We start from the raw sequence: 25424 nt of genomic DNA on the forward strand, positions 1-25424 counted from the left end.
GCTGTCGTGACGTATTTTCTTTTAAATCAACACGTTACGGCAGTTTTTCGATAACTGGCGATAGTCCCCGAAGGACTCGATTTCACTCCCACTCAATCGTCGCTGGCGGCTTGCTGCTCACGTCGTAGGCGACACGGTTGATGCCGCGGACTTCATTGATGATTCTCGAAGACACCTTCTTCAGCAGCGCGTAGGGCAGCTCGGCCCAGTCGGCGGTCATGAAGTCGCTGGTCTGCACCGCGCGCAGCGCGACCACGTAGTCGTAGGTGCGGCCGTCGCCCATCACGCCCACGCTCTTGACCGGCAGGAAGACGGTGAAGGCCTGGCTAGTGAGGTCGTACCAAGTCTTGCCGCTCGCCTCGTCCTTGAAGTTGCGCAGCTCTTCGATAAAGATGGCATCGGCACGGCGCAGCAGGTCTGCATATTCCTTCTTGACTTCGCCCAAAATGCGCACGCCCAGGCCCGGGCCCGGGAAGGGATGGCGGTAGACCATCTCGCGCGGCAGGCCCAGGGCCACGCCGAGTTCGCGCACTTCATCCTTGAACAGGTCGCGCAGCGGCTCCAGCAGCTTCAGGCCCAGCTGCTCGGGCAGGCCGCCGACGTTGTGGTGGCTCTTGATGGTGACCGCCTTCTTGCTCTTGGCCCCGCCCGATTCGATGACGTCGGGGTAGATCGTGCCCTGGGCCAGGAAGGTGGCGCCCTTGACGGCCGGGCGGCCGTCATTTCCATTTCCGCCTGCATCGCCGGCCTTGAGCTTGGCGGCTTCGGCCTTGAACACATCGACGAACAGGCCGCCGATGATCTTGCGCTTGGCCTCGGGCTCGCTCACGCCGGCCAGCTTGCCCAGGAATAGCTCGCTGGCATCCACGCGGATGACCTTGGCGTGCAGCTTGCCTTCGAACATCTCCATCACCATGTCGCCCTCGTTCAGGCGCAGCAGGCCGTGATCGACGAACACGCAGGTGAGCTGGTCGCCGATGGCGCGGTGGATGAGCGCGGCGGCCACGCTCGAATCCACGCCGCCCGACAGACCGAGGATGACCTCTTCGTCGCCCACCTGCTCGCGGATCTTCTGCACCGCCTCTTCGATGTAGTTGCCCATGATCCAGTCGGGCGCGGCAGCGCAGATGTCCTTGACGAAGCGGCCCAGCAGCGCCGCGCCCTGCACGGTGTGCGTGACCTCGGGGTGGAACTGCACGGCGTAGAAGCGGCGCGCCTCGTCGGCCATGCCGGCGATGGGGCAGGACGGCGTGGAGGCCATGACCTTGAAGCCCGGCGGTAACGCGGTGACCTTGTCGCCATGGCTCATCCAGACCTTGAGCATGCCGTGGCCTTCGGCCGTGGCGAAGTCCTCTATGCCCTCCAGCAGCTTGGTGTGGCCGTGCGCGCGCACCTCGGCATAGCCGAATTCGCGGGTGTTCGAGCCCTCGACCTTGCCGCCCAGCTGGTTGGCCATGGTCTGCATGCCGTAGCAGATGCCCAGCACCGGAATGCCCAGCTCGAACACCGCGTCGGGCGCCCGGTCGTCCACCTCGTAGACGCTGGCATGGCTGCCCGAGAGGATCACGCCCTTCAAGCGGCCGTCGGCGGCAAACTCGCGCACCCAGTCGCTACTCACGTCGCAGGGGTGGACCTCGCAATACACATGGGCCTCGCGCACGCGGCGGGCGATCAGCTGGGTGACTTGGGAGCCAAAGTCAAGAATGAGGATCTTGTCGTGTTGCATGGTGGTCTAGGGCAAGGGTGGATGGTTGGAATCAGAAATCTTCGGGCGCCAGCAGCGCCATGCCGCGCCTGCGGGCGGCGGCGATCTGGGCCTCGTCAAAGGTGGCCAGCGGCAGGCGCAGCGACTGCGCCAGCCACAGGTAGGCGGCGTCGTAGATCGGCAGGCCGCTATCCAGCGCCACATCGAGCACGGCCTTGTGCTGCGCCACGGCCAGCTCGTGCAGCTCCACGCGGTGGCGGATGGCTTCGAGCACGCCCCACAGCCCTTCGACCGAGCCGTGCGGAATGCGGCCGCTGTTGACGCCCGATGCGATCAGGTTGCCGCATTCCCACTGCCAGAGGTTGGGCGCCTGCGGCTCCACCTCGTCGCGGCGGATGCGGGCGTAGAGGCGCTGGGTGTGCCGACTGGCGGCATCGGGCAGCAGCCAGGCGGCGGTGACCGAGGCATCGAGCACGAATGCGCTCATGCCTGGCTCCGGCCGGCGTGGCGCAGCCTGGCGGTGGCGTCGGGCGCCTGGCCTCGGCGCACCGTGGCCTGCAGCGCCTGGATCTGCGCCAGCTCGCGGGCGATCTGCTCGTCGGTGATCACCGGGCGGCGGCGCACCGGCAGCATGCGCACCACTTCCTTGCCGTGGCGGGTGATGCGCACCTCTTCGCCCTGCTCGACCAGTTCGATCAGGGCGGAAAAGCGGGTCTTGGCTTCGTAGATGCCGACGGATTGCATGGCTGGAAAATAAAAAAATCTGGCCTGAAATCAAATTCAGGCCAGATTCTAACATTAAGACCAGATTCAGACAATCTGGCCAGATTTGCGATGATCAGTCCGCGCGGTAGTTCGGCGCTTCCTTGGTGATCTGCACATCGTGCACATGCGACTCGCGGATGCCGGCGGCGGTGATCTCCACGAACTCGGCCTTGTTGTTCATCTCTTCGATGGTGGCGCAGCCGCAATAGCCCATGGAGGCCCGCACGCCGCCCGCCATCTGGTAGACGATGGAGACCATCGAGCCCTTGTAGGGCACGCGGCCCTCGATGCCCTCGGGCACCAGCTTGTCCGCGTTCGGGTTGCCGGTGGTGGCCTCCTGGAAGTAGCGGTCGGCCGAGCCCTGCTGCATGGCGCCGATCGAGCCCATGCCGCGGTAGCTCTTGTACGAGCGGCCCTGGTACAGGATGACCTCGCCGGGCGCTTCCTCGGTGCCGGCGAACATGCCGCCCATCATCACCGTGGATGCACCGGCGGCCAGCGCCTTGGCGATGTCGCCCGAGAAGCGGATGCCGCCGTCGGCGATCAGCGGCACGCCCGTGCCCTTGAGCGCCTGGGCCACGCTGTCGATGGCCATGATCTGCGGCACGCCCACGCCCGCCACGATGCGGGTGGTGCAGATGGAGCCCGGGCCGATGCCGACCTTGACCGCATCGGCCCCCACTTCGGCCAGCGCCAGCGCAGCGGCGCCAGTGGCGATATTGCCGCCCACCACGTCGACCTGCGGGAAGTTCTGCTTGACCCAGCGCACGCGCTCGATCACGCCCTTGCTGTGGCCGTGGGCGGTATCGACGATGATCGCATCCACGCCGGCCTTGACCAGCAGCTCCACGCGCTCTTCGGTGCCGGCGCCCACGCCCACCGCCGCGCCCACGCGCAGCGAACCCGACTTGTCGCGGGCAGCGTTCGGGAAGGTGGTCTGCTTGGTGATGTCCTTGACGGTGATCAGGCCCTTGAGCTCGAAGGCGTCGTTGACCACCAGCAGGCGTTCGAGCTTGTGCTTGTTGAGCAGCGCCTTGGCGGCCTCGGGCGTGATCTCGTCGCGCTCGTTGACGGTGATGAGCTTCTCGCGCGGCGTCATGATCTCGCGCACCTTGACGTCGTAGCGCGTCTCAAAGCGCAGGTCGCGGCTGGTGACGATGCCCACGACCTTGCCGCCGTCGCACACCGGAAAGCCCGAGATGCCGCGCTCCTCGGACAGCTGCAGCACCTGCAGCACCGTGTGCTCGGGAGTGATGACCACCGGATCGAGCACCACGCCGGACTCATGGCGCTTGACCTTCGAGACCTCGGCCGCCTGCTGCTCGGCGGTGAGGTTCTTGTGCACGATGCCCATGCCGCCCTCTTGCGCGATGGCAATGGCCAGCCGCGCCTCGGTCACCGTGTCCATGGCGGCCGATATCAGCGGCAGATTCAGCGAGATGTTGCGGGAGAATTTGGTTTTGAGAGACGTGTCCTTGGGCAGGACTTGGGAGTAGGCGGGCACCAGCAAGACATCGTCGAAGGTGAGCGCTTTTCCAATCAGGCGCATGTGTAAGCTCCAAAAAAAGGATTCTACCGTCTTTCGCAAAAATCGCGCTGCGCGCAGGCCTACTGCAGCTACTGCACCCGGTTGGGTTTCCTTTTTTCAGTATCCCGACTTGGCCTCGGGCCTGCGCTTGGCGAACAGCCCCGTGGCGCGGGCGCCCTGCCGCGCAAAGCGCTCGCGCCGGGCGAGCTTGGGATCGACCTTGAGCGGGCGGTACAGCTCCAGCCTGTCGCCGTCAGCCAGCACCGCCTGCACCGGCCGGCGCTGGCCCCACACGCCGGCGGGCAGGCCCGGCGGCGGCGCGGCGCCATGGCCTTCGCATGCGGCCAGCCGCAGCGCGGCCTCGATCGTGCAGTCCAAGGGCAATACCAGCACTCTCGACTGCGCCTGGCCGGCGTCGTCGGCCCAGACCAGTTCGACCCGTATGGTGGCCTCAGCCATAAATTTTTTCGGCGCGCTGGATGAAGGCATCGACCATGCTCGCCGCGATCTTGTCGAATACAGGGCCCACCAGCACCGCCAGCGCCCCGCTGCTGAAGCCGTAGCTCAGGTTCAGCTCCACCCGGCAGGCGCGCTGCGAGCCGTCGCCCACCGGCAAAAAGCACCATATGCCCTCCAGCTGCGAGAACGGCCCCTTCACCAGCTGCATGCGCAGCTGCTCGCCGGGCACATAGGTGTTGCGGGTGACGAAGGACTTCTTCAGCCCGCCCAGCGACATGCCGACCTCGGCGGTGACGCCGTCGGCATGCTGCTCGAGCACGCGGGCAAAGTCGCACCAGGGCAGGAACTCGGGGTATTGGGGCACATCGGCCACCAGGTTGAACATTTCCTGGGGGCTGTACCAGATCAGCACGGATTTTTGGACAGTCTTCATGCAGCTTGTATTCGTTTTGCCGGCCGATACGCCTTGGATTCCGCCTTTTGGGCCTAACATTGCGGATTATGGCCAAGACAAACAATTCCAACGCGCGCATTGCGGATAACAAGAAGGCAGCGTTCAACTATTTTTTCGAAGAGCGCCATGAGGCCGGCATCGTGCTGCACGGCTGGGAGGTGAAGGCGCTGCGCGAAGGCAAGGCGCAGCTGACCGACGGCTATGTGGTCATCAAGGACGGCGAGCTGTACCTGATCGGCTGCCAGATCAACCCGCTCAAGACCGCCTCCACCCATGTCAGCCCCGACTCCGCCCGGCTCAAGAAGCTGCTGATGCACAAGGACGAGATCCGCCGCCTGATCGGCAAGGTGGAGCAAAAGGGCTACACCCTGGTGCCCACCAACCTGTATTGGAAGAACGGCATCGCCAAGTGCGAGGTCGCGCTCGCCAAGGGCAAGGCCGAGCACGACAAGCGCGACGTGATCCGGGACCGCGAGGGTAAGCGCGAGGTGGAGCGCGCGATGAAGAGCCGCAACCGCTAAGAACCATTCCGTTCAAGGTCTTGAACATTAAACAGGCGCCCTGTACATGACCAAGAGGTTGAGCGTTGTGCGTTGAGGGTTTTGCGGCTTTCACGCTCAACGCAAAACCCTCAACGCTCAACTGCCTGCAGTGCCATGGGCACTCACTACGGCACAACACCTTGAAAGGCCTGGATCTAAGGGGTCACAACCCATGTCGGGCCCATGTCCGACACCGGCGGGTGGCGCGCCTGCCTACATTCAAAGGGTTCGTCCACTGACAAGGAGGCCCTTTCATGAACAGCAAGCTCCCCATTTTGGCCATCACCCTGTCCGCCACGCTGCTGGCGGGCTGCAGCGTATTCAGCTCGGGCCCCAAGGCCAGCACGCCCACGCGCGCCGCCGACGGCACCTTGATCGGGCCCGACGGCCGCACGCTGTATGTCTTTGGCAAGGACGTCGCGGGCAGCGGCACCTCGGCCTGCTACAGCCAGTGCGCCACCAACTGGCCGCCGCTGACCGTGGCGGCCTCCGCCCAGCCCGTGGGCGACTACAGCATCATCGCTCGTACCGACAATACCCGCCAATGGGCCTACAAGGGCCAGCCGCTGTACTACTTCGCCAAGGATGGCAAGCCCGGCGACAAGCTGGGCGACGGCATGGCCGGCGGCCTGTGGAAAACGGTGAAGCCCTGAGGTCGGATCCGCCTCAATCCCGCAGCTGTGCCAGCGGGTGGGCATGGGCCGGCCAGGGGCTGGCGAAGAAGGCCTGCCACATGGCATCGCTCACCTCCTCGATGTGCGCCGGGCTCCAGCGCGGGCTGTGGTCCTTGTCGACCGCCAGCGCGCGTATGCCTTCGATGGTCTCGCTCTGGCCCGGGCGCAGGTAGAAGCAGTGGCGCACCATGTCGCGCTCCATGCGCAGGTCGTCGGCCAGCGGCATGCTGCGCGCACGGCGGATCTGCTCCAGCACCACGTGCAGCATCAGCGGCGAGCGGGCGCGCAGCGCGGCCGCCGTCTGCCGGGCAAAGTCGCTGCCGGCGCCTTCCAGCGCCTGGATGATGGCCGGCACTGAATCGAGCGCGAAGAAGCGCTCGATCTCGTCAAGCGCCACGGTCTGCGCCTCGGGCGCCGGCTCCAGCTGCGAGCGCGCCCAGGCCTCGGCCTCGGCGCCGCTGGCGAAGCCGCCCTGCGCCAGGCCGTCCCACACCGCCTGCTGGCGCTGTGCCGGCAGGTAGCCGTCGGCCAGGCCAAAGCGGATCGCGTCGCCGGCGGCTATGGCCTGGCCGGTCAGCGCCAGCCATTCGCCCACATGGCCGGGGCAGCGCGAGAGGAAGTAGCCGCCGCCCACATCGGGGAACAGACCGATCAGCGTCTCGGGCATGGCCATCTTCGTGCGCTCGGTCGCGATGCGCAGCGTGCCGCCCTGGCTGATGCCCATGCCGCCGCCCATGACGATGCCGTCCATGAAGGCGATGTAGGGTTTGCCGAAACTGTGGATCAGGTGGTTGAGCGCGTATTCCTCGGTAAAGAAATCCTCCAGCTGCGGATTGCCCTGGCTGCCCGCCTGGTGCAGGAAGCGGATATCGCCGCCCGCGCAGAACGCGCCGAACACGCCCGCCTTGTTCGAGCCGCGGATCGCCACCGCCAGCACCGCATCGTCGTGCTGCCAGGCGCGCAGCACCGCCATCAGCTCGCGCACCATGGACAGCGACAGCGCATTGAGCGCCTTGGGGCGGTTCAAGGTGATCATGCCGACGCGGCCCCGCACCTGGGCTTGCACTTCTGCGTTCTGGTTCATGCGAGTAGCTCCTGATTTCCTTATGTCTGAGACAGCGCGAACCATAGCCGAAAACGCGGCATGGCGGCGGACACGCCGGTGACTTTTTACGCCGACGTCGCTGCCTCAGGCGGCGATAGGGTCCGTCACCTGGCGGATCAGATCCAGCGTCATGCCCTGGTGCGCCACCAGCGCCTGGCCGGCGCGCAGCTGCCAGAACGATTCTGCCCCGGCGGTCTGGCGCCACAGGTGCAGGCGGCGGGTGAACAGCTGCAAGTCGAACTCGGCGGTGAAGCCGATGGCGCCATGGATGGAATGGGCCAGCGACGCCACCTCCACCGCCGCCTCGCTGGCGCGAGCCTTGGCCACCGCGACCTTGAGCGGGTCGAACTGCACATCCGCCGATTCGCAGCCAATCTGCGCCGCCATGCGCGCCGACGAGACATGCTCGGCCATGATGGCCAGCTCGTGCTGGATGGCCTGGAACTTGCCGATCGGACGGCCGAACTGCTGGCGCTCGTTGGCGAACTGCAATGTGCTCTGGAATACGCTTTGCAAGGCGCCGGCCAGCAGGGCCGCGTACAGGCCCGCTTGCGCGGTGTGCAGGTCCGCCAGCGCGGGCAGCGCCTGTGCGCCATCCCACACCGCGCGCGGCCAGCGCAGCTCGGCGTCGAGCGCAAAGATGCCCGGCGCGGCCTGGGCCTGGTCCACCGGCAGCAGGCGCCATTCGCCGCCCGCCGCGGCCAGCACCCAGGCGGCGCAACGGGCGCCGCGCACCGCGGGCGCCCGCAGCTCGTGCGCCGACAGCACGGCCTGCGGCGCGAAGGCCACCAGGCCGTTCGCGCCATCCGCGCCGTCAGGGGCGGCCACGCCCTGCTGAGCGCACCAGGCGCGCGCCAGCATGGTTTCGGCCAGCGGCAGCGGCAGCGCGTACTGGCCCAGCAGCTCGAGCACCGCGAACACCTCGCGCAGCGCCAGCCCGGCGCCGCCGGCCTCCTCGGCCACCAGCAGGTCGGCAAAGCCCGAATCGCTAATCGCCTGCCGCAACTGCACGGCCTGCGCTCCTGCAGCCTCCGCCTCGATCGCACGCACCGCATCGGGCGTGCATTGGCCGGCCAGCAGGCCACGCACCGCATCCACTATCAAATGATCCATGTCCTGCTCCATCAACGCAATCCAAGGCCGCGCGCGATCATGCCGCGCAGGATACTGCGCGTGCCGCCGCGCAGCGTGAAGCTGGGCGCCACCAGGCTCACATAGTTGAGCGTGCGCAGCAGCTCGGCGGGCAGCTGCGCGGCGCTGTCATCGGCCTCGCGCGACATCACGTCGTCGGCGATGGCGGTGGCGATGGTCTGCTCCAGCACCGTGCCCTGGTCCTTGACCAGTGCGGCCTCGACGATGGGGCTGTGGCCCTGCACCAGCTTTTCCTGCACCGCCACCGACATGGCGCGCAGCGGCGCCAGCCGCGTGAAGACCTGGCCCGCGAGTTTGAGCGATTCGGCGCGCGGCGCCTGCTCGCTGCGCAAAAAGGCCAGCCATTCGTCGAACAGCACGATGCTGGAGAACAGCCGCTCGGGCCCGCTGCGCTCGAAGGTGAGCTCGGCCGTCACCTGCTCCCAGCCCTGGCCCTCGGCGCCGATCAGCGCATCGGGCGCGAGCTGCACGTTGTCGAAGAAGACCTCGCAGAAGTGGCTGTCGCCCGACAGGTCTTCGATGGGCCGCACCGTCACGCCGGGCAGCTTGAGGTCGACGATCACCTGCGACAAGCCCTTGTGCCGGTCTTCGCTGGAGCCAGAGGTGCGCACCAGCGCGATCATGTAGTGGCAGTGGTGGGCATTGGTGGTCCAGATCTTCTGGCCGTTGAGCACGAAGCCGTGCTCGCCCGGCATCGCGCGGGTCTTGACGCTGGCCAGGTCCGAGCCGGCGCCGGGCTCGCTCATGCCGATGCACATATAGGTTTCGCCGCGCGCCACGCCGGGCACGTAGCGCTGCTTCTGCGCCTCGGTGCCGTACTTCAGGATCAGCGGCGCGCTCTGGCGGTCGGCGATCCAGTGCGAGCCCACGGGCGCGCCGAAGTTCAGCAGCTCCTCGGCCAGCACGTAGCGCGCGAACGGCCCCATCTCGCTGCCGCCGTAGGCCTTGGGAAAGGTCATGCCCAGCCAGCCCTTGGCGCCCAGCGCGCGGCTGAATTCGGGGCTGTAGCCGCCCCAGGACTTGGCGCGCACATGCGCCGGGATCTGCGTGACCGTGCTCTGCAGGAATGCACGTATCTCGGCGCGCAGCGCTTCGCCCTCAGCGGGAATGCGCGTAAGCGCCAAGGAGTCCAGAACAGACATCTAGCTTGCCTTTCTCAATCTTAAAATATAGCTTCCTGCGCGCTACTGCATTGATTTTCAAATAGTTTTATATCTGAAAACCATACATATAAAGCGCTGGCAGCTATGTTTTTTTCAATATCAATCCAGTGACACGCCGGTGCTCTTGACCACCGAGGCCCAGCGCTGCAGTTCCTTGCGGATGTAGGCGCCATACTCCGCCGGGCTGGAGCCCAGCGGCTCGGTGCCCTGCACGCGCAGCTTCTCCAGCACCGCGGGGTCCTTGAGCGCCTGCACGAAGGCCTGGTTCAGGCGCGCGACCACCGGCTGCGGCGTCTGCGCCGGCACCATCACGCCCTGCCAGGCGCCGGCCTCGAAGCCTTGCATGCCGCTTTCGGCCAGCGTGGGCGCCTGCGGAAAATTCGCGATCCGCTGGGCGGTGGACACCGCCAGCAGCCGCAGCTTGCCGTCCTTGATGAAGGGCGCCACCGAGTTGATGGTATCGGTCATGAAGTCGATCTGCCCGGCCACCAGGTCCACGTCGGCCGGCGCGCTGCCCTTGTAGGGGACATGGCTGGCCTCGATGCCAAAGTGCTGCACCACCTGGAAGGCCGCCAGGTGGGTGACGTTGCCATTGCCCGCCGAGCCGTACGACAGCTTGCCGGGGTGCTTCTTGGCGTACTCGGCCAGCTCGGCCACCGTCTTCACCGGCAGCTTGGGGTTGACCACCAGGCCCAGCGGCACCACCGCGGTGAGCGCCACCGGCGCCAGATCCTTGTTCAGGTCGTAGCTCAGCTTCTTGTACAGCGAGGGGCTGAGCGCGATCGACGAGGTGTTGTACAGCACCGTATAGCCGTCCGGCGCGGCCTTGGCCACGAAGGCATTGCCGATGTTGCCGTTGGCGCCGGGCTTGTTGTCCACCACCACCGACTGGCCGAGCTGCTCGCCCACGCTTTGCGCCAGCACGCGCGCCACCATGTCGGTCGGCCCGCCGGGCGGAAACGGCACCACCAGCGTGATCGGCTTGGCGGGCCAGTCCGCGGCCAGGGCCGGGATGGCAGCGAACGCCGCCAGGGTGAACAGCCCGGCGGTGGCCAGGCGGCGGCAGATGCGATGGGTCATGTTTTTGTCTCCAATATGTTGGTGTATTTTTTCAGGGTTTACCGGCCAGCAGGCGCACGGCGGTGTATTCCATCACCGGCTCGCTGCGCTGGTTGGACACCGTGATCAGCGAGGTGACCACCGCCCGGTTGCCCTTGGAGGTGGGCCGCACGCCGGTGACCTCGACCACCGCGTCGATGCTATCGCCCACCAGCACCGGCGCGAGGATCTTCTGGTGCAGCTCCAGCATGGCCAGGCCCGTGCCCTGGATCATGCTCTGCAGGATGAAGCCCTCGATGAAGGTATAGGTCAGCGCGCCCGGCACGGCGCGGCCCTGCATGGCGGCGCCCTCGTACCCGGCATCGATGAAGATGGCCTCGAGCATGCCGGTGGTGTTGATGAAGTTGACCAGGTCGGTCTCGGTGATGGTGCGGCGGAAGGTGCGCCAGCGCTGGCCCACCTGCAGCTCCTGCCAGTACACGCCCTGGCCCATGCGGGGGATGTCATTCATCTTGCTCATCGCTCCTGTCAGGCTTGGAGTTGGGAGATGGCCGCATCGCCCAGGCCCGCCTCGCGCAGCAGCTCGGCCGTGTGCTGGCCCAGGCGCGGCGGCATGGAGATCGGCGCCTGCGCGCCGTCGAAGCGCACCGACGAGCGTGGGAAGCGCAGCTCGCCCATGGCCGGGTCGGCCACGCTGGCGAAGAAGCCGGTGGCCTGCAGGTGCGGATCCTGCGGCAGATCGTCCATGCGCGCCACCGGGGCGGCGGGGATCTCCAGGCGCTCGCAGGTCTGCAGCCAGTAGCGGGTCGCATGCTTTTGCACCTGCTGGCTCAAAATTTCGAGCAGCTCGGCGATATGCCGGGTGCGGCTGGCCTGGTCGGCAAAGCGCGCGTCGCGCGCCAGCTCGCTCTGGCCCACCGCGTCGAAGAAACGGCGCCAGTGCGCATCGGTGTAGGGCATCATGCAGACATGGCCGTCCAGCGTCTTGTAGGGCTTGCGCCAGGGCGCCATCACGCGCGGATAGCCCGCGCCGCTCAGCGGCGGCGTGAAATGCATGCCGTAGAAATGCTCGACCAGGTTGAAGCCCACCATGGTCTCGTACATCGGGATCTCGACGAAGCAGCCCTGCCCCGTGCGCTCGCGGGCGAACAGCGCCGCCAAGATGGCGTGCGCACCCACCAGGGCGCAGGTCTTGTCGGCCGCGATCGTCGGCAGGTAGCGGGCCTCGCCGGTCTGGCGCTGCATCAGATCGGCCAGGCCGCTCATGCCCTGGATCACGTCGTCATAGGCCGGCATGCCGGCATAGGGGCCGTCCTCGCCAAAACCATGCAGGCCGGCATAGACCAGGCGCGGATAGCGGCTGCGCAGGCTGGCCTGGTCCAGCCCCAGCCGGGCGAGCTTTTGCGGCCGCATGCTGTGCATGAACACATCGGCCGTGGCCAGCAGCGCCTGCAGCGCCGCTTGCGCAGCGGGCTGCTTCAGGTCGAGCACCACGCTTTTCTTGCTGCGGTTGCAGCCCAGGAACATGGCCGCCATGCCCGGCTCGGCCGCAGGGCCCGTATGGCGCGTGGAATCGCCGCCGGGCGGCTCGATCTTGATGACCTCGGCGCCGTAGTCCGCCAGCACCTGGCTGGCCAGCGGGCCGAACACCACGCTGGACAAATCCAGCACCCGCACGCCTGATAGGGGTCCCAATTGCGTCTCCATAGGTACTTGCCATGAGCCAGCGCCCTGGCCTGAAACCGCATTATTTGATATGTTTCACATTCAGGTCTATGACTATTTCCATCTCGACTGATATGTCCAATATATCAATCGAACTGCGCCAGCTGCGCCAGTTCGTGACCCTGGCGGAAACCCTGAACTACCGCCAGGCGGCGGAGCAGCTGCACATGTCGCAGCCGCCGCTGTCGCAATCGATACGCAAGCTCGAGGACAGCCTGGGCGTGCAGCTGTTCGAGCGCGACCGGCGCGGCACCAGCCTGAGCGCCGCCGGCGTCGCCGCGCTGGAGAGCGCCAGGCTCGCGCTGCACCATGCCGGCCAGGTGCAGGCGGTGTCGCAGGCCACCGCGGCGGGCGAGCGCGGGCGGCTGCACATCGGCTTCATCGGCTCGGCCACGTTCTCGATGATTCCGGCGCTGGTGCCCATCTTCCGCAGCCGCTTTCCGGCCATCGACCTGGTGTTGACCGAATCCACCACGCGCGAGATCGGCATGCGCGTGGCCAGCGGCGATTTCGATGCCGGCCTGCTGCGCTACCCGGTGTCCGAGGCCACCGGGCTGGACATCGTGCCCATCGAAAAGGATACGCTGGTCGCCGCGCTGCCCGCGGCCAATCCGCTCGCCCACCAGCCCGCGCTGGCGCTGCGCGAGCTGGCCGGCGAGCCCTTCGTGACCTACCGCGCCGGCGAGGTGCCGGGGCTGCATGCGCTGGTGATGCTGGCCTGCCAGAACGCCGGCTTCATGCCGCAGATCAAGCAGCAGGCGGTGCAGGCGCAAACCCTGGTCAGCCTGGTGGGCGCGGGGCTGGGCGTGGCGCTGGTGCCGGCGGTGGTTACCAAGGCGGCGGCGCCGAACGTGGTGTTCCGCAGCCTGTCGGACGCCCATGTGCTGCCGCCGATCGGCATTGCGCTGGCGCTGCATCCCCGCAAGCAGCCGGCCACCGCGCGCCAGCTGCGCCAGATACTCACCGATATGCAGCAGGCGCATTTGCATACCTGAAAAGCTTTGTTGTCCGGCCCTGGGGGCGCTTCGATACTGCGGGCATCTCAGCAGCGAAAGCCCCCAGCCATGGAAAAAAGAACCTTCTTGCGCAACGCCGCTAGCCTCGTGCTGGCAGCCGGCCTGCCGCCCACCGGCGCGCTCGCGGCGGCAGCGCAGACCCTTCGCGTGGGGGTGCGCGGCGGCGTGGACGAGGAAATCTGGGAAGTGGTGACCCGGGTCGCCAAGGACCGGGGCCTGCGCGTTGCGCCGGTGGTCATCTCCGGCGCCGCCAGCCCCAACGAGGCGCTGAACAACGGCGACCTGGAGGCCAACTCCTTCCAGCACATTCCCTTCCTGCGCGACCAGAACCAGCAGCGCGGCTACCAGCTCGTCTCGGCGGGCGACACCTATATCTCGCCGATTGCCTTCTACTCGAAGAAGTACAAGCGCCTGGCCGAGCTGCCCGAAGGCGCGCGCATCGGCATCCCCAACGACCCGAGCAACCAGACCCGCGCGCTGGTGGTACTGCGCGACCACGGGCTGCTGGAGCTGCGGCCCGATTTCGACCCGTTCAAGGGCACGGCGGGCCTGGCGGACATCACCGCCTACCGCCGCAAGGTACAGCTGGTGGAGGCCGCCTCGGTGGTGCTCAGCCGCTCGCTCGACGACCTCGACACCTCGGCGATCGTCAACACCTTCGCCTACCAGGCCGGGCTGATCGCCACGCGCGACGGCATCGCGGTGGAAAGGCGCGAGCGCAACCCCTATGTGAACATCATCGCCGTGCACGCCAAGGACGCGCAGGCCCCCTGGGTCAAGCCGCTGGTCGCGGCCTACCAGTCGGAGCCGGTGCGGCAGTTCATCCAATCCAGGTACCAGGGCTCGGTGATCCCGGCATTCTGACGTCCATGACCACCATGCCTCCAGCAGTGCGGCTCGCGCCGCACATCGTGTTCGACGGGGTGGGCAAATCCTACCCCGCCGCCAGCGCCAACGCGCCGGGCGCGCCAAGCGCGCAGGTGCATGCGCTCAAAAGCCTGAGCTTCGACATCCGCCCCGCCGAGGTGTTCGGCATCATCGGCCGCAGCGGCGCGGGCAAGTCCACGCTGCTGCGCACCATCAATGCGCTGGAGCCGCCAACGCAGGGGCGCGTGTCCATCCACGGCGTCGACCCCGCAACGCTCGGCGAAGACGCGCTGGTGGCACTGCGCCGCAAGGTAGGCATGATCTTCCAGCACTTCAACCTGCTGTCGGCCAAGACGGTGTTCGAGAACATCGCGCTGCCGCTGCGGGTGGCAGGCGTGCGCCCGGCGCTGGTCAAGCAGCGGGTGGACGAGCTGCTGCACCTGGTAGGCCTGGCCGACAAGGCCCAGGCCTACCCGGCCAGGCTCTCGGGCGGCCAGAAGCAGCGCGTGGGCATCGCCCGCGCGCTGGTGCACGAGCCCGAGGTGCTGCTGTGCGACGAGGCCACGTCCGCACTCGATCCGCAAACCACGCAGTCCATCCTCGCGCTGCTGCGCGACATCAACCGCAAGCTGGGCCTGACCATCGTGCTCATCACGCACGACATGGCCGTGATCCGCGCGGTATGCGACCGGGTGCTGGTACTGGACCGCGGCGAGATGCAGGAGCTGGGCGAGGTCTGGCAGGTCTTTGCCGCCCCGCAGGCCGCCGCCACGCAAGCCCTGCTGCAGCCGCTGCGCGAAGACTTTCCGCCCGAGCTGGCCCGCGCGCTGCAGGCCATGCCCGACGCGCATGCCACCCAGGCGGTGCTGCGCCTGGGCTTCGACGGCGTGCGCCATGCGGCGGGCCTGCCGCTGCAGGCGCTGGCCGCGCTGGGCCCGAGCGCGACGCTGCTGCATGGCGGGCTCGACCGCATCCGCGGCCACGCCCTGGGCCGGCTGCTGGTGTCGATGCCGGCGTCCGCCGTGGCGGGCGGCGCGGCAGGCCTGGAGCCGCTGCGCCAGCGCATCGGCGCCGACCAGCTGGAGGTGGTGGGCTATGTCCGCAGCGCCGCTTGAAAAATACCTGCAGGCCCTGGCCCAGACGCTGCTCATGGTGGGGGTGTCGGCGGCCATCGCCATCGCCGCCGGGCTGCTGCTGGCCGTGGTGCTCAGCGTGACGGCGCCGCGCGGGCTATATGCGCGGCCGCGCCTGCACAAGGCACTGTCCATCACGGTCAACGTCTTCCGCGCCGTGCCCTTCATCATCTTGCTGGTGGCGCTGCTGCCGGTGACCCGCGCCATCGTCGGCACCACGCTCGGCACCTGGGCCGCGGTGGTGCCGCTATCGGTCAACCTCATCCCCTTCTTCGCCCGCATCGCGCAGGTGAGCCTGCAGGAGGTGGACCGGGGCCTGGTGGAGGCCGCCCGCGCCATGGGCTGCAAGCGCTGGCACATCGTGCGCCACGTGCTGCTGCCCGAGGCCCTGCCCGGCATCATCGGCGGCATCACCGTCAGCGTGATCGCCATGGTCAACGCCTCGGCCATGGCCGGCGCGGTTGGCGCCGGCGGGCTGGGCGACCTGGCCATCCGCTACGGCTACGAACGCTACGAAACCCGCGTGATGTTCGAGGTGATCGTGATCCTGGTGGCGCTGGTGTCGCTGCTGCAACTGGCCGGCGAATGGCTGGCGCGGCGGGCGGACCACCGGCATTGAGCTGCGCCCCCCTCAAAGGGCCTGCGCATCATCAGCCGGCACATACTCCAGCAGATCCCCGGGCTGGCAGTCGAGGTACTGGCAGATCGCCTCCAGCGTCGAGAATCGGACGGCGCGAACCTTGCCCGACTTGAGCAGCGAGACATTGGCTTCGGTGATGCCTACCGCGCGCGCCAGCTCGTTGGAGCGGACTTTGCGCCTGGCCAGCATCACATCCAGATGGACGATGATCGGCATGCCTCAGACCGTGAGCTGCTGTTCTTCGTCGATCTTGCGGGCCTCGTTCATGACCCAGGCGATCACCAGCAGCACGCCGCCCACGAACGCCGCCTGCAGCATGCCCGCACTGACACCCAGGCTAAGCAAGCGCTGCCCCGGCGGATTGCCAACCGAGAGCGCCAGCGCCATGGCCGGCGTCAGCAGCGCCTGCCCCATGGCCAGCAGGATCAGGCACCAACCCAGGCCGCGCAACGCCTGCACGTTCGATTCGTTGAACATGATTCCGTCGGCATAAAGCAGAAACAGGCGGCGCAGGTGGTTCAGGCCCAGCAGCGCCGGCCAGGCGGCCAGCAGCGTCAACCCAAGGCCGGCGGCGCGCAGCAACGGTGTCGGCGAGTGGACCGGCACCGCCCCGTCCAGCCAACGCCGGCTCAAGGCCTCGGGGCCAGCCGTCAGCCAATAGATCCCGATGGCGATCAGCCCCCCGGCCATCAAGCCCCTGCAGGCAATCGCAAACCGCCTGCTGATCCGGCGGATTCTCTGCCTGGCTTCGCTGTGCTCTGTCTCCACGGTACACCTCCCCGGTTGGTCAAGACAGGCAGAGCATAACGTAAATTATCGAAAAACAGAAATTAAATATCGTTTATTAACTCTTCAAGAGGCTATCCATGAACGCGCGGGCAACTTGACGAAAAAAAACCCGGCTCCAGGAGCCGGGTTCGTGTGGCTTCAGGCCCGTGCCATCACAGCCCTTCGCGCGCAGCGCGCTTGCGGTCGTGCTCCTTCAGGAAGCGCTTGCGCACGCGCAGGCTGGCGGGGGTGATCTCCAGCAGTTCGTCGTCCTCGATGAATTCCACGCCGTATTCCAGCGACAGCTCGATGGGCGGCGTGATCTTGATCGCGTCTTCCTTGCCGGAGACGCGGAAGTTGGTCAGCTGCTTGGTGCGGGTGGCGTTCACCACCAGGTCGTTGTCGCGGCTGTGGATGCCGATGATCATGCCCTCGTACACCGGATCGTTGGCCTTCACGAACATGCGGCCGCGGTCGTCCAGCTTGCCCAGCGCGTAGGTGAAGATCTCGCCGTCGTCCATGGAGATCAGCACGCCGTTCTTGCGGCCGCCGATCTCGCCCTTGTGCGGCTCGTAGCTGTCGAAGATGTTGCTGATCAGGCCAGAGCCACGGGTCAGGTTCAGGAATTCGTTGGTGAAGCCGATCAGGCCACGCGCCGGGATGCGGTATTCCAGGCGCACGCGGCCACGGCCATCGGGCTCCATGTTCACCAGCTCGCCCTTGCGCTCGCCCAGGGCCTGCATCACGCCGCCCTGGTGGCCTTCTTCGATGTCGGCGGTCACCATCTCGATCGGCTCGTGGCGCACGCCGTCCACGTCGCGGTAGACCACGCGGGGCTTGGAGACGGCCAGCTCGTAGCCCTCACGGCGCATTTCTTCGAGCAGGATGGTCAGGTGCAGTTCGCCCCGGCCCGACACTTCGAAAATACCGTCTTCGTCGGTTTCCTTCACGCGCAGCGCCACGTTGGAGCGCAGCTCCTTTTGCAGGCGGTCCCAGATCTGGCGGCTGGTGACGAACTTGCCTTCGCGGCCCGCCAGGGGCGAGTTGTTCACGCAGAAGTTCATGGTCAGCGTGGGCTCGTCGATCTTCAGCATCGGCAGCGGCTGGGGATTGGCCGGGTCGGTAATGGTCTCGCCGATACCGATGTTCTCGATGCCGTTGACCAGCACGATGTCGGAAGGACCGGCTTCGGTCACCTGCACGCGGTCGATGCCCTGGAACTGGTGGATCTGGTTGATCTTGCCGGTGTAGCCCTTGCCGTCGGGTCCGGCCATGACCATCACGTTCTGGCCCACCTTCAAGGTACCCTGGGTGATGCGGCCCACGCCGATACGGCCCACGAAGGTGGAGTAGTCCAGTGCCGAGACCTGCATCTGCAAGGGCGCATTGGCATCGCCTTCCACGGAAGGCACATGCTCCAGAATGGTCTCGAACAGGGCCGACATGTCGGGGCCCCATTGCTCGCCAGGCGCGCCTTCTTCCTTGGAGGACCAGCCGTTGATGCCCGAGGCATAGACGACGGGGAAGTCGAGCTGCTCGTCGGTCGCGCCCAGCTTGTCGAACAGGTCGAACGCGGCATTGATCACATAGTCGGGCCGTGCACCGGGCTTGTCGACCTTGTTGACCACGACGATGGGCTTGAGGCCCAGCGCCAGCGCCTTCTTGGTCACGAAGCGCGTCTGGGGCATCGGGCCTTCCTGGGCGTCGATCAGCAGCACCACGCCATCCACCATCGACAGCGCGCGCTCCACCTCGCCACCGAAGTCCGCGTGGCCGGGGGTGTCGAGGATGTTGATGTGGGTGCCCTGCCAGCTCACCGCGCAGTTCTTGGCCAGGATGGTGATGCCGCGCTCGCGCTCGATGGCGTTGTTGTCCATCACCGTGTCCACGACTTTTTCGTGTTCGGCAAAGGTGCCCGACTGGCGCAGCAGCTGGTCCACCATGGTGGTCTTGCCATGGTCGACGTGCGCGATGATGGCGATGTTGCGGATTTGTTTGCTCATAGTGTTTCCAAAATGCCGCTGGCTTGGCGGTGCGGCGTTGCTTCCAGGATTTGTTGAATTTCGATGGGGCTCAGCAGGCGGTCGGGGATGAGTTCGCGCGCCCGGATATGCGCCACGCCCAGCAGGGCCGGCGGCTGCTCGCCGTAGACGGCCACGGCCTCGGCATCCGCCCAGTCGCCACGGCGGCGCAGGCCCGACAGGAACCGCGCCGCATTATCGCCGTCGAGCATGACATGCGCATGCGCAGCCAGCAGGCTGTCCACCGGCAGCAGGTATTGCAGGCGTTCGGCGTCGGGGGTGGCCTCGAGCTGGGCGAGCGACACGCAGCGCGCAAGGCCGATGCCGCCGGTCTCGGTGCGGCGCAGGCTCAGCAGGTGCGCGCCCACGCCCAGCGCCGCGCCGATGTCTTCGGCCAGCGTGCGCACATAGGTGCCCTTGCTGCACTGGACCACGATCCTGAGCGCCGCCGGCGCCTGCCCGGCCTGCGCCAAGGCCAGCTCCAGCCTGAAGATCGTGACCTGGCGCGCCGCGCGCTCCACCGTCTGGCCGGCGCGGGCGTATTCGTAGAGGGCCTTGCCGTCCTTCTTGAGTGCGCTGTACATCGGCGGCACCTGCGCTATCTCGCCGGTGAAGCGGGCAGCCACGGCATCGAGCCGCTCCTGCGCCAGCATGGCGGTATCGACCTCGCGCCGCTGCAGCACCTCGCCCTCGGCGTCGCCGGTGGTGGTGGTCACGCCCAGCAGCGCCACGGCCTCGTAGGTCTTGGGCGCATCGAGCTGCAGCTGGCTGAACTTGGTGGCCGCGCCAAAGCACAGCGGCAGCACGCCGGTGGCCAGCGGGTCCAGCGTGCCGGTGTGGCCGGCCTTTTCGGCGCGCAGCAGCCACTTGGCCTTTTGCAGCGCATCGTTGCTGGACAGGCCCAGCGGTTTGTCGAGCAGCAGCACCCCATGCACAGGGCGCCGTTGCACCCTGGTGCGTGGCGCGTTCATGGTGTCAGTCTTCCTTGCCGCGCGACGAGACCGCCTTGGCGATCAAGGCGTTCATGTCGGCCGCGCGCTCGGTGGTGCGGTCGTAGACGAAGTGCAGCGTGGGCACGGTGTGGATGTGCAGGCGCTTGAACAGGCCGTTGCGCAGGAAGCCCGCGGCCTGGTTCAGTGCCTCCTGCGTGGCCTCGGGGTCGCCCACCAGCACGCTGAAGAACACCTTGGCATGGGCGTAGTCGGGCGTCACCTCGACGCCCTGCAGCGTCACCATGCCCACGCGCGGGTCCTTCAGTTCACGGGCGATCAGCTCCGACAGATCGCGCTGGATCTGGTCGGAGACTTTGAAGCTGCGGTTCGGCGCAGCGGACTTCTTGCGAGTGGCCATGGATTATAGCGTGCGCGCGATTTCCTTGATCTCGAACACTTCGAGCATATCGCCTTCGCGGATGTCGTTGTAGTTCTTGAGCTTGATACCGCACTCGAAGCCTTCCTTGACTTCCTTGACGTCGTCCTTCATGCGGCGCAGCGACTCGATCTCGCCGCTGTAGATGACCACGTTGTCGCGCAGCAGGCGGAAGTGCGCATTGCGCGTGACATGGCCCTGCGTGATGTAGGAGCCGGCCACCGTGCCGATCTTCGAGGCCACGAACACGGTGCGGATCTCGGCCATGCCGATGATCTCTTCCTTTTGCTCGGGCGCCAGCATGCCGGACATGGCCGACTTCACCTCATCCACCGCATCGTAGATGATGTTGTAGTAGCGGATGTCCACATCGTTGCCCTCGGCCGTCTTGCGCGCCTGGGAGTCGGCACGCACGTTGAAGCCGATGACGATGGCCTTGGAGGCGATCGCCAGGTTGATGTCGGACTCGCTGATGCCGCCCACGCCGGAGTACACCAGCTGCACCTTGACCTCGTCGGTCGAGAGCTTGAGCAGCGAGGCGCCCAGCGCTTCCTGCGAGCCCTGCACGTCGGCCTTGATGATGATGGGCAGCGTCTGCACATTGCCCGAACCCATTTCGGCGAACATGTTCTCCAGCTTGGCGGCTTGCTGCTTGGCCAGCTTGGTGTTGCGGAACTTGCCGGCGCGGTAGGTCGCGATCTCGCGGGCGCGGCGCTCGTCGGGCAGCACCATGAAGTCGTCGCCGGCCTGCGGCACATCCGACAGACCCTGGATCTCGACCGGAATCGAGGGGCCGGCTTCCTTCGCGACCTTGCCGTTCTCGTCGAGCATGGCGCGCACGCGGCCATAGGTCTGGCCGGCCAGCACCACGTCGCCGACCTTCAGCGTGCCGGACTGCACCAGCACCGTGGCCACCGAGCCGCGGCCCTTGTCGAGCTGGGCTTCGATCACGATACCCTTGGCGTTGGCATCCACCGGCGCCTTCAGCTCCAGCACCTCGGCCTGCAGCAGCACCTGCTCCAGCAGGTCGTCGATGCCCATGCCGGTCTTGGACGACACGGCCACGAACGGCGAGTCGCCGCCGTACTCCTCGGGCACCACCTCTTCGGCCACCAGCTCCTGCTTGACGCGGTCGGGATTGGCATCGGGCTTGTCGGACTTGGTGATGGCCACCACGATCGGAACGCCGGCCGCCTTGGCGTGCTTGACGGCTTCCTTGGTCTGGGGCATCACGCCGTCGTCGGCGGCCACCACCAGGATGACGATGTCGGTGGCCTGGGCGCCGCGGGCACGCATGGCGGTGAAAGCCTCGTGGCCCGGGGTGTCCAGGAAGGTGACGATGCCGCGCGGCGTCTCGACGTGGTAGGCGCCGATGTGCTGCGTGATGCCGCCGGCCTCGCCCACCGCCACCTTGGAGCGGCGGATATAGTCCAGCAGCGAGGTCTTGCCGTGGTCCACGTGGCCCATGACGGTGACCACCGGCGCGCGCGGCAGTGCCTCGGCGTCGGACTGCTGCATTTCGTCGTCGGTGAAGGCTTCCGGATCGTCCAGCGCCGCCACATGGGCCTTGTGGCCCATTTCCTCGACCACGATCATCGCGGTGTCCTGGTCCAGCGGCTGGTTGATGGTGACCATCTGGCCCATCTTCATCAGCACCTTGATGAGCTCGGACGCCTTGACCGACATCTTGTGCGCCAGCTCGGAGACGGTGATCGTCTCGGGCACGTGCACGTCGAGCACGCGCGCCTCCACCGGCGCCGCCTGGTGGTGCTGGTCGTGGTGGCGGTCATTGCCGCGGCGGCCACCACCGCGCGGGCCCGAGCGCCAGTTGTTGCCGCGGCCACCGGCACCGGTGTCGCCGCGGGTCTTGATTTCCTTGCGCTTGCCGTTGCCGTCGGTGCCACCGCCGCCGTTGTTGTTGCTCCAGCTCGACGACAGCTTGGCCGACTTGACCTCCTTGTTGCCGCCAGCAGCGCCCGCGCCGCCGGTCTTGGCAGCGCCAGCCGCAGCGGTGGTGGCGGGCTTGTGCAGCGTGCCCTTCTTGGGGTCGGCCGCCTTGGGCTTTTCCTCGGGCTTCTTGGCCACCAGCACCTTCTTGGGCGCGCTCATCATCGCGCGGATGGCCTCGGCCTCGGCCAGGGCCTTGCGGCGGCGCTCGTCCAGGTCGGCGGCGCGCGCCGCATCTTCGGCGGCACGGGCCTTGGATTCCTCCTCGGCCTTGGCCTTGGCCTCGGCCTGGGCGGCGGCGCGCTCGGCCGTCTCGCGGGCATGCTGGCGCGAGGCCTGTTCCTGCTCGGCCACCTCGCGCGCCTTGCGCTCTTCTTCCTTGGCGATGTAGGCAGCGGCGCGCTCCTCGGCCTCGCGCTCCTTGCGCTCGCGCTCTTCGCGCTCCTGGCGGGAGCGGACCAGGTCCTGCTCCTGGCGGCTGATCAGCTCGGCCTGGCGGCGCGCTTCTTCCTCGCGCTTGACCAGCTCGGCATTGTGCTGCGCCTGCTGCTCGGCGGCCTCGGCCTGGGCGGCGCTCTCTTCGGGCGACTGGTCGGCCACGTCGTCGCGCTTGACGAAGGTGCGCTTCTTGCGCACCTCGACCTGGATGGTGCGCGCCTTGCCGGTGGCGTCCGCCTGCTTGATTTCGCTGGTGGACTTCTTGGTCAGCGTGATCTTCTTGCGATCGGCGCCCGCAGAGCCGTGCGCGGCCTGCAGGTGCGACAGCAGCTTTTGCTTGTCCGATTCGTTCAGCGCATCGGACGCGGAATTTTTCGCCACGCCGGCGGCCTTGAGCTGCTCCAGCAGCGTCTCGGGCGATTTTTTCAGTTCGGTAGCGAACTCAGCGACTGTATTGCTCGACATATCTTGTTCCGTGCCTCCCGACCTTTATGCCTGTCCATCAAACCAATGCTCGCGCGCCTTCATGATCAAGGCTGTCGCTTCATCGGCAGGCTGGCCGGTCAGTTCAGTCAATTCGTCAATGGCCAAATCGGCCAGGTCATCGCGCGTGTGGATGCCGCCCTCTTCCAGCTTGGTGATCAGCTCGGGGGTCATGCCGTCCAGGTCGCGCAGCTCCTGCGAGACGCGGCCCACGCTTTCCTCGCGGGCGATCTCCATGGTCAGCAGCGCATCCTTGGCGCGCGAACGCAGCTCGTTCACGGTGTCTTCGTCGAAGCTCTCGATCTCGAGCATCTCCTGCAGTGGCACATAGGCCACTTCTTCCAGGCTGGAGAAGCCTTCGGCGATCAGGATGTCGGCGATCTCCTCGTCCACATCCAGCTTTTCCATGAACAGGCGGCGGGCGGTATCGGTCTCTTCGGCTTGCTTCTGCGCCGACTCCGCCGCGTCCATGATGTTGATCTTCCAGCCGGTCAGGTCCGACGCCAGGCGCACGTTCTGGCCACCGCGGCCGATGGCGATGGCGAGGTTTTCCTCGTCTACCACCACGTCCATCGCATGCTTTTCCTCGTCGACGACGATCGAGCTGACGTTGGCCGGGGCCAGCGCCCCGATGACGAACTGCGCCGGGTCTTCCGACCAGAGCACGATGTCCACGCGCTCGCCGGCCAGCTCGTTGGTCACGACGTTGACGCGCGAGCCGCGCACGCCCACGCAGGTGCCGATGGGATCGATGCGCTTGTCATGCGACAGCACCGCGATCTTGGCGCGGCTGCCGGGGTCGCGGGCGCAGCTCTTGATCTCCAGCAGGCCCTGCTCGATCTCAGGCACCTCGTTGCGAAACAGCTCGACCATGAACTCGGGCGCCGAGCGCGACAGCAGGATGGGCGCGCCGCGCAGCGTCAGGTCCACATCCATGATCATCGCGCGCACGCGGTCGCCGCTGCGCAGGTTTTCCTTGGGGATCATCTCGCTGCGCTTGAGGCGCCCTTCGACACGGCCGCTCTCGACGATGAGGTCGCCCTTGTCCATGCGCTTGACGGTGCCGGTGAAGATCTTGTCGCCCCGGGCCATGAACTCATTGAGCAGCATCTCGCGCTCGGCATCGCGGATCTTCTGCAGGATGACCTGCTTGGCCGCCATCGCGCCGATGCGGCCGATGGGCAGCGACTCGATCTGCTCCTCGATGAAATCGCCCACCTCGACGCCCGGCTTGCGCTCGACCGCGTCCATCAGCATTTCCTCGGCATCGGGGTTCTGCAGGCCGGCATCGTCGGGCACGACCAGCCAGCGGCGGAAGGTGTCGTAGTCGCCGGTCTCGCGGTCGATGGCCACGCGCACATCCACCTCGCCCTCATACAACTTTTTCGTAGCCTGGGCCAGAGCGGACTCCACCGCGCCAAAGACCACATCGCGCTCCACGTTCTTTTCGCGCGCGATGGCATCCACCAGCATCAACAATTCGCGATTCATGCGACGACTCTCCTATTCCAATCTCGAAGGAAGGTGCGGCACATGCGGCCCATGCACCTTCCGGTATCCATTCAGTCTTCCGACTGGGCCTGCGGCGCGTCGGTGTTGGCGTTGCGCGCAGCGCGCCCCTTGAAGCTCACGATCGGCGCCAGGCGCGCCTCGCGCAGCTCATCCAGCGCAAAGCCCATGCTCTGCAGCGGCGCCGGCACGCGCTTCTTGCTCACGCGCTGGCCGGGCTTGACCGGCGGCTCGTCGCTCCAGACGATCTGCCAGCCGCCCTCGGCGGTGCGCTCCAGCGTGCCGCGGAATTTCTTGCGGTTGGCATTGATCGCGCTGCCGTCGGCGGCAGCGCCGATGGGCTGCTTCAGCGTGAGGTCGATCACCTCGCCGGTGAAGCGCACGAAATCCTGCTCATGGCGCAGCGGGCGATCGATGCCGGGCGACGACACCTCCAGGCGCCGGTAGTCGACACCGTCGACCTCCAGTGCGAACTGCAGCTGGCGCGTCACCGTCTCGCAATCCTCCACGGTCACGAACTGCTCGGGCGCTCCTTCGGGGCGCACCGCGTCCGGGCTCCATGGCAGGTCGATGGTGATGCGCAGCAGGCCGCCGGCGGAACGTTCGATCTCCACCAGGTCATAGCCCAGTCCGGTCACGGTTTGCTCAACGATTTCCTGAAGCGCCACGTGCGATGCCACCCCTGCACAATGCAAAAAGCCAATACAAAAAACCCGACAGCCACCCACAAACACATTTGCGGCAGCTTCGAGCTCCAAATGTCAACACCCAAAAAAAACGGGCGGTGGGTACCGCCCGTCTGGTCGTATGCCCTCCATTATAGGGGCAAACCAGCATTATTGGCAACCAGGGCCTGTTCACACAAAGCACGGGGATCGCGTTGAGTCCTCTTGGGATGGGCTG

Annotated in this window: 26 protein-coding genes; 6 read left to right on the forward strand and 20 right to left on the reverse strand. The window is 66.8% G+C overall.

Translation table 11 applies throughout. From position 1 onward, the window contains the following. Positions 1 to 82: 82 nt before the first annotated feature. The 6 genes from guaA to ACODRX_RS04560 all read right to left on the reverse strand — a co-directional run bounded on the left by guaA (position 83) and on the right by ACODRX_RS04560 (position 4890). Positions 83 to 1726, reverse strand: a complete 1644-nt coding sequence (guaA, locus tag ACODRX_RS04535; protein ID WP_488869804.1) for a glutamine-hydrolyzing GMP synthase — start codon at positions 1724 to 1726, stop codon at positions 83 to 85. A gap of 31 nt (positions 1727 to 1757) precedes the next feature. Continuing rightward, a complete protein-coding gene (locus ACODRX_RS04540; protein ID WP_488869805.1) occupies positions 1758 to 2192 on the reverse strand; it encodes a type II toxin-antitoxin system VapC family toxin in 435 nt (144 codons plus the stop codon). Beyond that, on the reverse strand, positions 2189 to 2449 hold the full coding sequence (locus ACODRX_RS04545) for a type II toxin-antitoxin system Phd/YefM family antitoxin (RefSeq protein ID WP_488869806.1): 261 nt from the start codon (positions 2447 to 2449) through the stop codon (positions 2189 to 2191). The genes ACODRX_RS04540 and ACODRX_RS04545 overlap by 4 nt, the downstream gene beginning before the upstream one ends. 94 nt (positions 2450 to 2543) lie before the next feature. Continuing rightward, positions 2544 to 4019: an IMP dehydrogenase gene (guaB, locus tag ACODRX_RS04550; protein ID WP_488869807.1), complete on the reverse strand. Its 1476-nt coding sequence runs from the start codon at positions 4017 to 4019 to the stop codon at positions 2544 to 2546. Between the two features lie 96 nt (positions 4020 to 4115). Continuing rightward, positions 4116 to 4457 carry an RnfH family protein gene (locus ACODRX_RS04555; RefSeq protein ID WP_488869808.1) on the reverse strand — a complete coding sequence of 114 codons (342 nt, stop codon included), beginning with the start codon at positions 4455 to 4457 and terminating at the stop codon, positions 4116 to 4118. Then, positions 4450 to 4890 (reverse strand): type II toxin-antitoxin system RatA family toxin, encoded by a 441-nt coding sequence (locus tag ACODRX_RS04560; RefSeq protein ID WP_488869810.1) that lies wholly within the window; start codon positions 4888 to 4890, stop codon positions 4450 to 4452. Before ACODRX_RS04560 ends, ACODRX_RS04555 begins: the two co-directional genes overlap by 8 nt. A 68-nt stretch (positions 4891 to 4958) precedes the next feature. On the opposite strand from ACODRX_RS04560, the gene smpB reads away from it, so the two are divergent. Next, positions 4959 to 5432: an SsrA-binding protein SmpB gene (gene smpB, locus ACODRX_RS04565; protein WP_488869811.1), complete on the forward strand. Its 474-nt coding sequence runs from the start codon at positions 4959 to 4961 to the stop codon at positions 5430 to 5432. Between the two features lie 275 nt (positions 5433 to 5707). Further along, complete coding sequence (locus tag ACODRX_RS04570; RefSeq protein ID WP_488869813.1) at positions 5708 to 6106, forward strand: COG4315 family predicted lipoprotein; 399 nt, start codon at positions 5708 to 5710, stop codon at positions 6104 to 6106. 13 nt (positions 6107 to 6119) lie between these two features. On the opposite strand, the gene ACODRX_RS04575 is transcribed toward ACODRX_RS04570, so the two are convergent. The 6 genes from ACODRX_RS04575 to ACODRX_RS04600 form a co-directional block, all read right to left on the reverse strand. After that, entirely contained in the window at positions 6120 to 7211 is a 1092-nt protein-coding gene (locus ACODRX_RS04575; RefSeq protein ID WP_488869814.1) for an enoyl-CoA hydratase/isomerase family protein, read from the reverse strand. A 105-nt stretch (positions 7212 to 7316) separates the two neighbouring features. Beyond that, positions 7317 to 8345, reverse strand: coding sequence for an acyl-CoA dehydrogenase family protein (locus ACODRX_RS04580; RefSeq protein ID WP_488869815.1), 1029 nt, complete (start codon positions 8343 to 8345; stop codon positions 7317 to 7319). A gap of 11 nt (positions 8346 to 8356) precedes the next feature. Continuing rightward, a complete protein-coding gene (locus tag ACODRX_RS04585) occupies positions 8357 to 9526 on the reverse strand; it encodes an acyl-CoA dehydrogenase family protein (protein ID WP_488869816.1) in 1170 nt (389 codons plus the stop codon). A 120-nt stretch (positions 9527 to 9646) separates the two neighbouring features. Then, a complete protein-coding gene (locus ACODRX_RS04590; RefSeq protein WP_488869817.1) occupies positions 9647 to 10627 on the reverse strand; it encodes a Bug family tripartite tricarboxylate transporter substrate binding protein in 981 nt (326 codons plus the stop codon). Positions 10628 to 10658: 31 nt separating this feature from the next. After that, a complete protein-coding gene (locus ACODRX_RS04595) occupies positions 10659 to 11117 on the reverse strand; it encodes a MaoC family dehydratase (RefSeq protein ID WP_488869819.1) in 459 nt (152 codons plus the stop codon). Between the two features lie 17 nt (positions 11118 to 11134). Continuing rightward, positions 11135 to 12313 carry a CaiB/BaiF CoA transferase family protein gene (locus tag ACODRX_RS04600; protein ID WP_488869821.1) on the reverse strand — a complete coding sequence of 393 codons (1179 nt, stop codon included), beginning with the start codon at positions 12311 to 12313 and terminating at the stop codon, positions 11135 to 11137. 107 nt (positions 12314 to 12420) lie between these two features. On the opposite strand from ACODRX_RS04600, the gene ACODRX_RS04605 reads away from it, so the two are divergent. The 4 genes from ACODRX_RS04605 (at position 12421) to ACODRX_RS04620 (ending at position 15966) form a co-directional block, all read left to right on the forward strand. After that, the gene (locus ACODRX_RS04605; RefSeq protein ID WP_488869840.1) at positions 12421 to 13326 is read left to right on the forward strand and encodes a LysR family transcriptional regulator; all 906 of its coding nucleotides are present in this window, start codon (positions 12421 to 12423) and stop codon (positions 13324 to 13326) included. Between the two features lie 69 nt (positions 13327 to 13395). Next, positions 13396 to 14211, forward strand: a complete 816-nt coding sequence (locus ACODRX_RS04610; protein WP_488869822.1) for a MetQ/NlpA family ABC transporter substrate-binding protein — start codon at positions 13396 to 13398, stop codon at positions 14209 to 14211. Positions 14212 to 14216: 5 nt separating this feature from the next. Further along, positions 14217 to 15329 (forward strand): methionine ABC transporter ATP-binding protein, encoded by a 1113-nt coding sequence (locus tag ACODRX_RS04615; protein WP_488869824.1) that lies wholly within the window; start codon positions 14217 to 14219, stop codon positions 15327 to 15329. Next, positions 15310 to 15966, forward strand: coding sequence for a methionine ABC transporter permease (locus tag ACODRX_RS04620; protein WP_488869826.1), 657 nt, complete (start codon positions 15310 to 15312; stop codon positions 15964 to 15966). The genes ACODRX_RS04615 and ACODRX_RS04620 overlap by 20 nt, the downstream gene beginning before the upstream one ends. Positions 15967 to 15978: 12 nt before the next feature. On the opposite strand, the gene ACODRX_RS04625 is transcribed toward ACODRX_RS04620, so the two are convergent. The 8 genes from ACODRX_RS04625 to rimP form a co-directional block, all read right to left on the reverse strand. After that, entirely contained in the window at positions 15979 to 16203 is a 225-nt protein-coding gene (locus tag ACODRX_RS04625) for a helix-turn-helix domain-containing protein (RefSeq protein ID WP_488869827.1), read from the reverse strand. Between the two features lie 3 nt (positions 16204 to 16206). Next, positions 16207 to 16677 carry a DUF2975 domain-containing protein gene (locus ACODRX_RS04630; RefSeq protein ID WP_488869828.1) on the reverse strand — a complete coding sequence of 157 codons (471 nt, stop codon included), beginning with the start codon at positions 16675 to 16677 and terminating at the stop codon, positions 16207 to 16209. A 251-nt stretch (positions 16678 to 16928) separates the two neighbouring features. Then, positions 16929 to 18758 (reverse strand): translational GTPase TypA, encoded by a 1830-nt coding sequence (gene typA, locus ACODRX_RS04635; RefSeq protein WP_488869829.1) that lies wholly within the window; start codon positions 18756 to 18758, stop codon positions 16929 to 16931. Then, a complete protein-coding gene (gene truB / locus ACODRX_RS04640; protein ID WP_488869830.1) occupies positions 18755 to 19747 on the reverse strand; it encodes a tRNA pseudouridine(55) synthase TruB in 993 nt (330 codons plus the stop codon). The genes typA and truB overlap by 4 nt, the downstream gene beginning before the upstream one ends. Before the next feature lie 4 nt (positions 19748 to 19751). Next, positions 19752 to 20126 (reverse strand): 30S ribosome-binding factor RbfA, encoded by a 375-nt coding sequence (gene rbfA / locus ACODRX_RS04645; RefSeq protein WP_488869832.1) that lies wholly within the window; start codon positions 20124 to 20126, stop codon positions 19752 to 19754. Between the two features lie 3 nt (positions 20127 to 20129). Further along, positions 20130 to 22994, reverse strand: a complete 2865-nt coding sequence (gene infB / locus ACODRX_RS04650; RefSeq protein ID WP_488869833.1) for a translation initiation factor IF-2 — start codon at positions 22992 to 22994, stop codon at positions 20130 to 20132. Between the two features lie 24 nt (positions 22995 to 23018). After that, the gene (nusA, locus tag ACODRX_RS04655; RefSeq protein ID WP_488869834.1) at positions 23019 to 24503 is read right to left on the reverse strand and encodes a transcription termination factor NusA; all 1485 of its coding nucleotides are present in this window, start codon (positions 24501 to 24503) and stop codon (positions 23019 to 23021) included. Between the two features lie 71 nt (positions 24504 to 24574). Beyond that, a complete protein-coding gene (rimP, locus tag ACODRX_RS04660) occupies positions 24575 to 25189 on the reverse strand; it encodes a ribosome maturation factor RimP (protein WP_488869836.1) in 615 nt (204 codons plus the stop codon). Positions 25190 to 25424 lie beyond the last annotated feature (235 nt).

The organism is Comamonas sp. FG99, from assembly GCF_057808605.1.

Excerpts from the sequence above, each read along its gene's own strand:
- rbfA (WP_488869832.1), bottom strand. The coding sequence starts at position 20,126 with ATGGCCACTCGCAAGAAGTCCGCTGCGCCGAACCGCAGCTTCAAAGTC.
- ACODRX_RS04630 (WP_488869828.1), bottom strand. The coding sequence starts at position 16,677 with ATGGCCGGGGGGCTGATCGCCATCGGGATCTATTGGCTGACGGCTGGC.
- ACODRX_RS04575 (WP_488869814.1), bottom strand. The coding sequence starts at position 7,211 with ATGAACCAGAACGCAGAAGTGCAAGCCCAGGTGCGGGGCCGCGTCGGC.
- ACODRX_RS04610 (WP_488869822.1), top strand. The coding sequence starts at position 13,396 with ATGGAAAAAAGAACCTTCTTGCGCAACGCCGCTAGCCTCGTGCTGGCA.
- guaA (WP_488869804.1), bottom strand. The coding sequence starts at position 1,726 with ATGCAACACGACAAGATCCTCATTCTTGACTTTGGCTCCCAAGTCACC.
- ACODRX_RS04600 (WP_488869821.1), bottom strand. The coding sequence starts at position 12,313 with ATGGAGACGCAATTGGGACCCCTATCAGGCGTGCGGGTGCTGGATTTG.
- ACODRX_RS04540 (WP_488869805.1), bottom strand. The coding sequence starts at position 2,192 with ATGAGCGCATTCGTGCTCGATGCCTCGGTCACCGCCGCCTGGCTGCTG.
- infB (WP_488869833.1), bottom strand. The coding sequence starts at position 22,994 with ATGTCGAGCAATACAGTCGCTGAGTTCGCTACCGAACTGAAAAAATCG.
- smpB (WP_488869811.1), top strand. The coding sequence starts at position 4,959 with ATGGCCAAGACAAACAATTCCAACGCGCGCATTGCGGATAACAAGAAG.
- truB (WP_488869830.1), bottom strand. The coding sequence starts at position 19,747 with ATGAACGCGCCACGCACCAGGGTGCAACGGCGCCCTGTGCATGGGGTG.
- ACODRX_RS04585 (WP_488869816.1), bottom strand. The coding sequence starts at position 9,526 with ATGTCTGTTCTGGACTCCTTGGCGCTTACGCGCATTCCCGCTGAGGGC.
- ACODRX_RS04570 (WP_488869813.1), top strand. The coding sequence starts at position 5,708 with ATGAACAGCAAGCTCCCCATTTTGGCCATCACCCTGTCCGCCACGCTG.
- typA (WP_488869829.1), bottom strand. The coding sequence starts at position 18,758 with ATGAGCAAACAAATCCGCAACATCGCCATCATCGCGCACGTCGACCAT.
- ACODRX_RS04590 (WP_488869817.1), bottom strand. The coding sequence starts at position 10,627 with ATGACCCATCGCATCTGCCGCCGCCTGGCCACCGCCGGGCTGTTCACC.
- ACODRX_RS04545 (WP_488869806.1), bottom strand. The coding sequence starts at position 2,449 with ATGCAATCCGTCGGCATCTACGAAGCCAAGACCCGCTTTTCCGCCCTG.
- ACODRX_RS04620 (WP_488869826.1), top strand. The coding sequence starts at position 15,310 with ATGTCCGCAGCGCCGCTTGAAAAATACCTGCAGGCCCTGGCCCAGACG.
- ACODRX_RS04615 (WP_488869824.1), top strand. The coding sequence starts at position 14,217 with ATGACCACCATGCCTCCAGCAGTGCGGCTCGCGCCGCACATCGTGTTC.
- guaB (WP_488869807.1), bottom strand. The coding sequence starts at position 4,019 with ATGCGCCTGATTGGAAAAGCGCTCACCTTCGACGATGTCTTGCTGGTG.
- nusA (WP_488869834.1), bottom strand. The coding sequence starts at position 24,503 with ATGAATCGCGAATTGTTGATGCTGGTGGATGCCATCGCGCGCGAAAAG.
- ACODRX_RS04625 (WP_488869827.1), bottom strand. The coding sequence starts at position 16,203 with ATGCCGATCATCGTCCATCTGGATGTGATGCTGGCCAGGCGCAAAGTC.
- ACODRX_RS04560 (WP_488869810.1), bottom strand. The coding sequence starts at position 4,890 with ATGAAGACTGTCCAAAAATCCGTGCTGATCTGGTACAGCCCCCAGGAA.
- ACODRX_RS04595 (WP_488869819.1), bottom strand. The coding sequence starts at position 11,117 with ATGAATGACATCCCCCGCATGGGCCAGGGCGTGTACTGGCAGGAGCTG.
- ACODRX_RS04555 (WP_488869808.1), bottom strand. The coding sequence starts at position 4,457 with ATGGCTGAGGCCACCATACGGGTCGAACTGGTCTGGGCCGACGACGCC.
- ACODRX_RS04580 (WP_488869815.1), bottom strand. The coding sequence starts at position 8,345 with ATGGATCATTTGATAGTGGATGCGGTGCGTGGCCTGCTGGCCGGCCAA.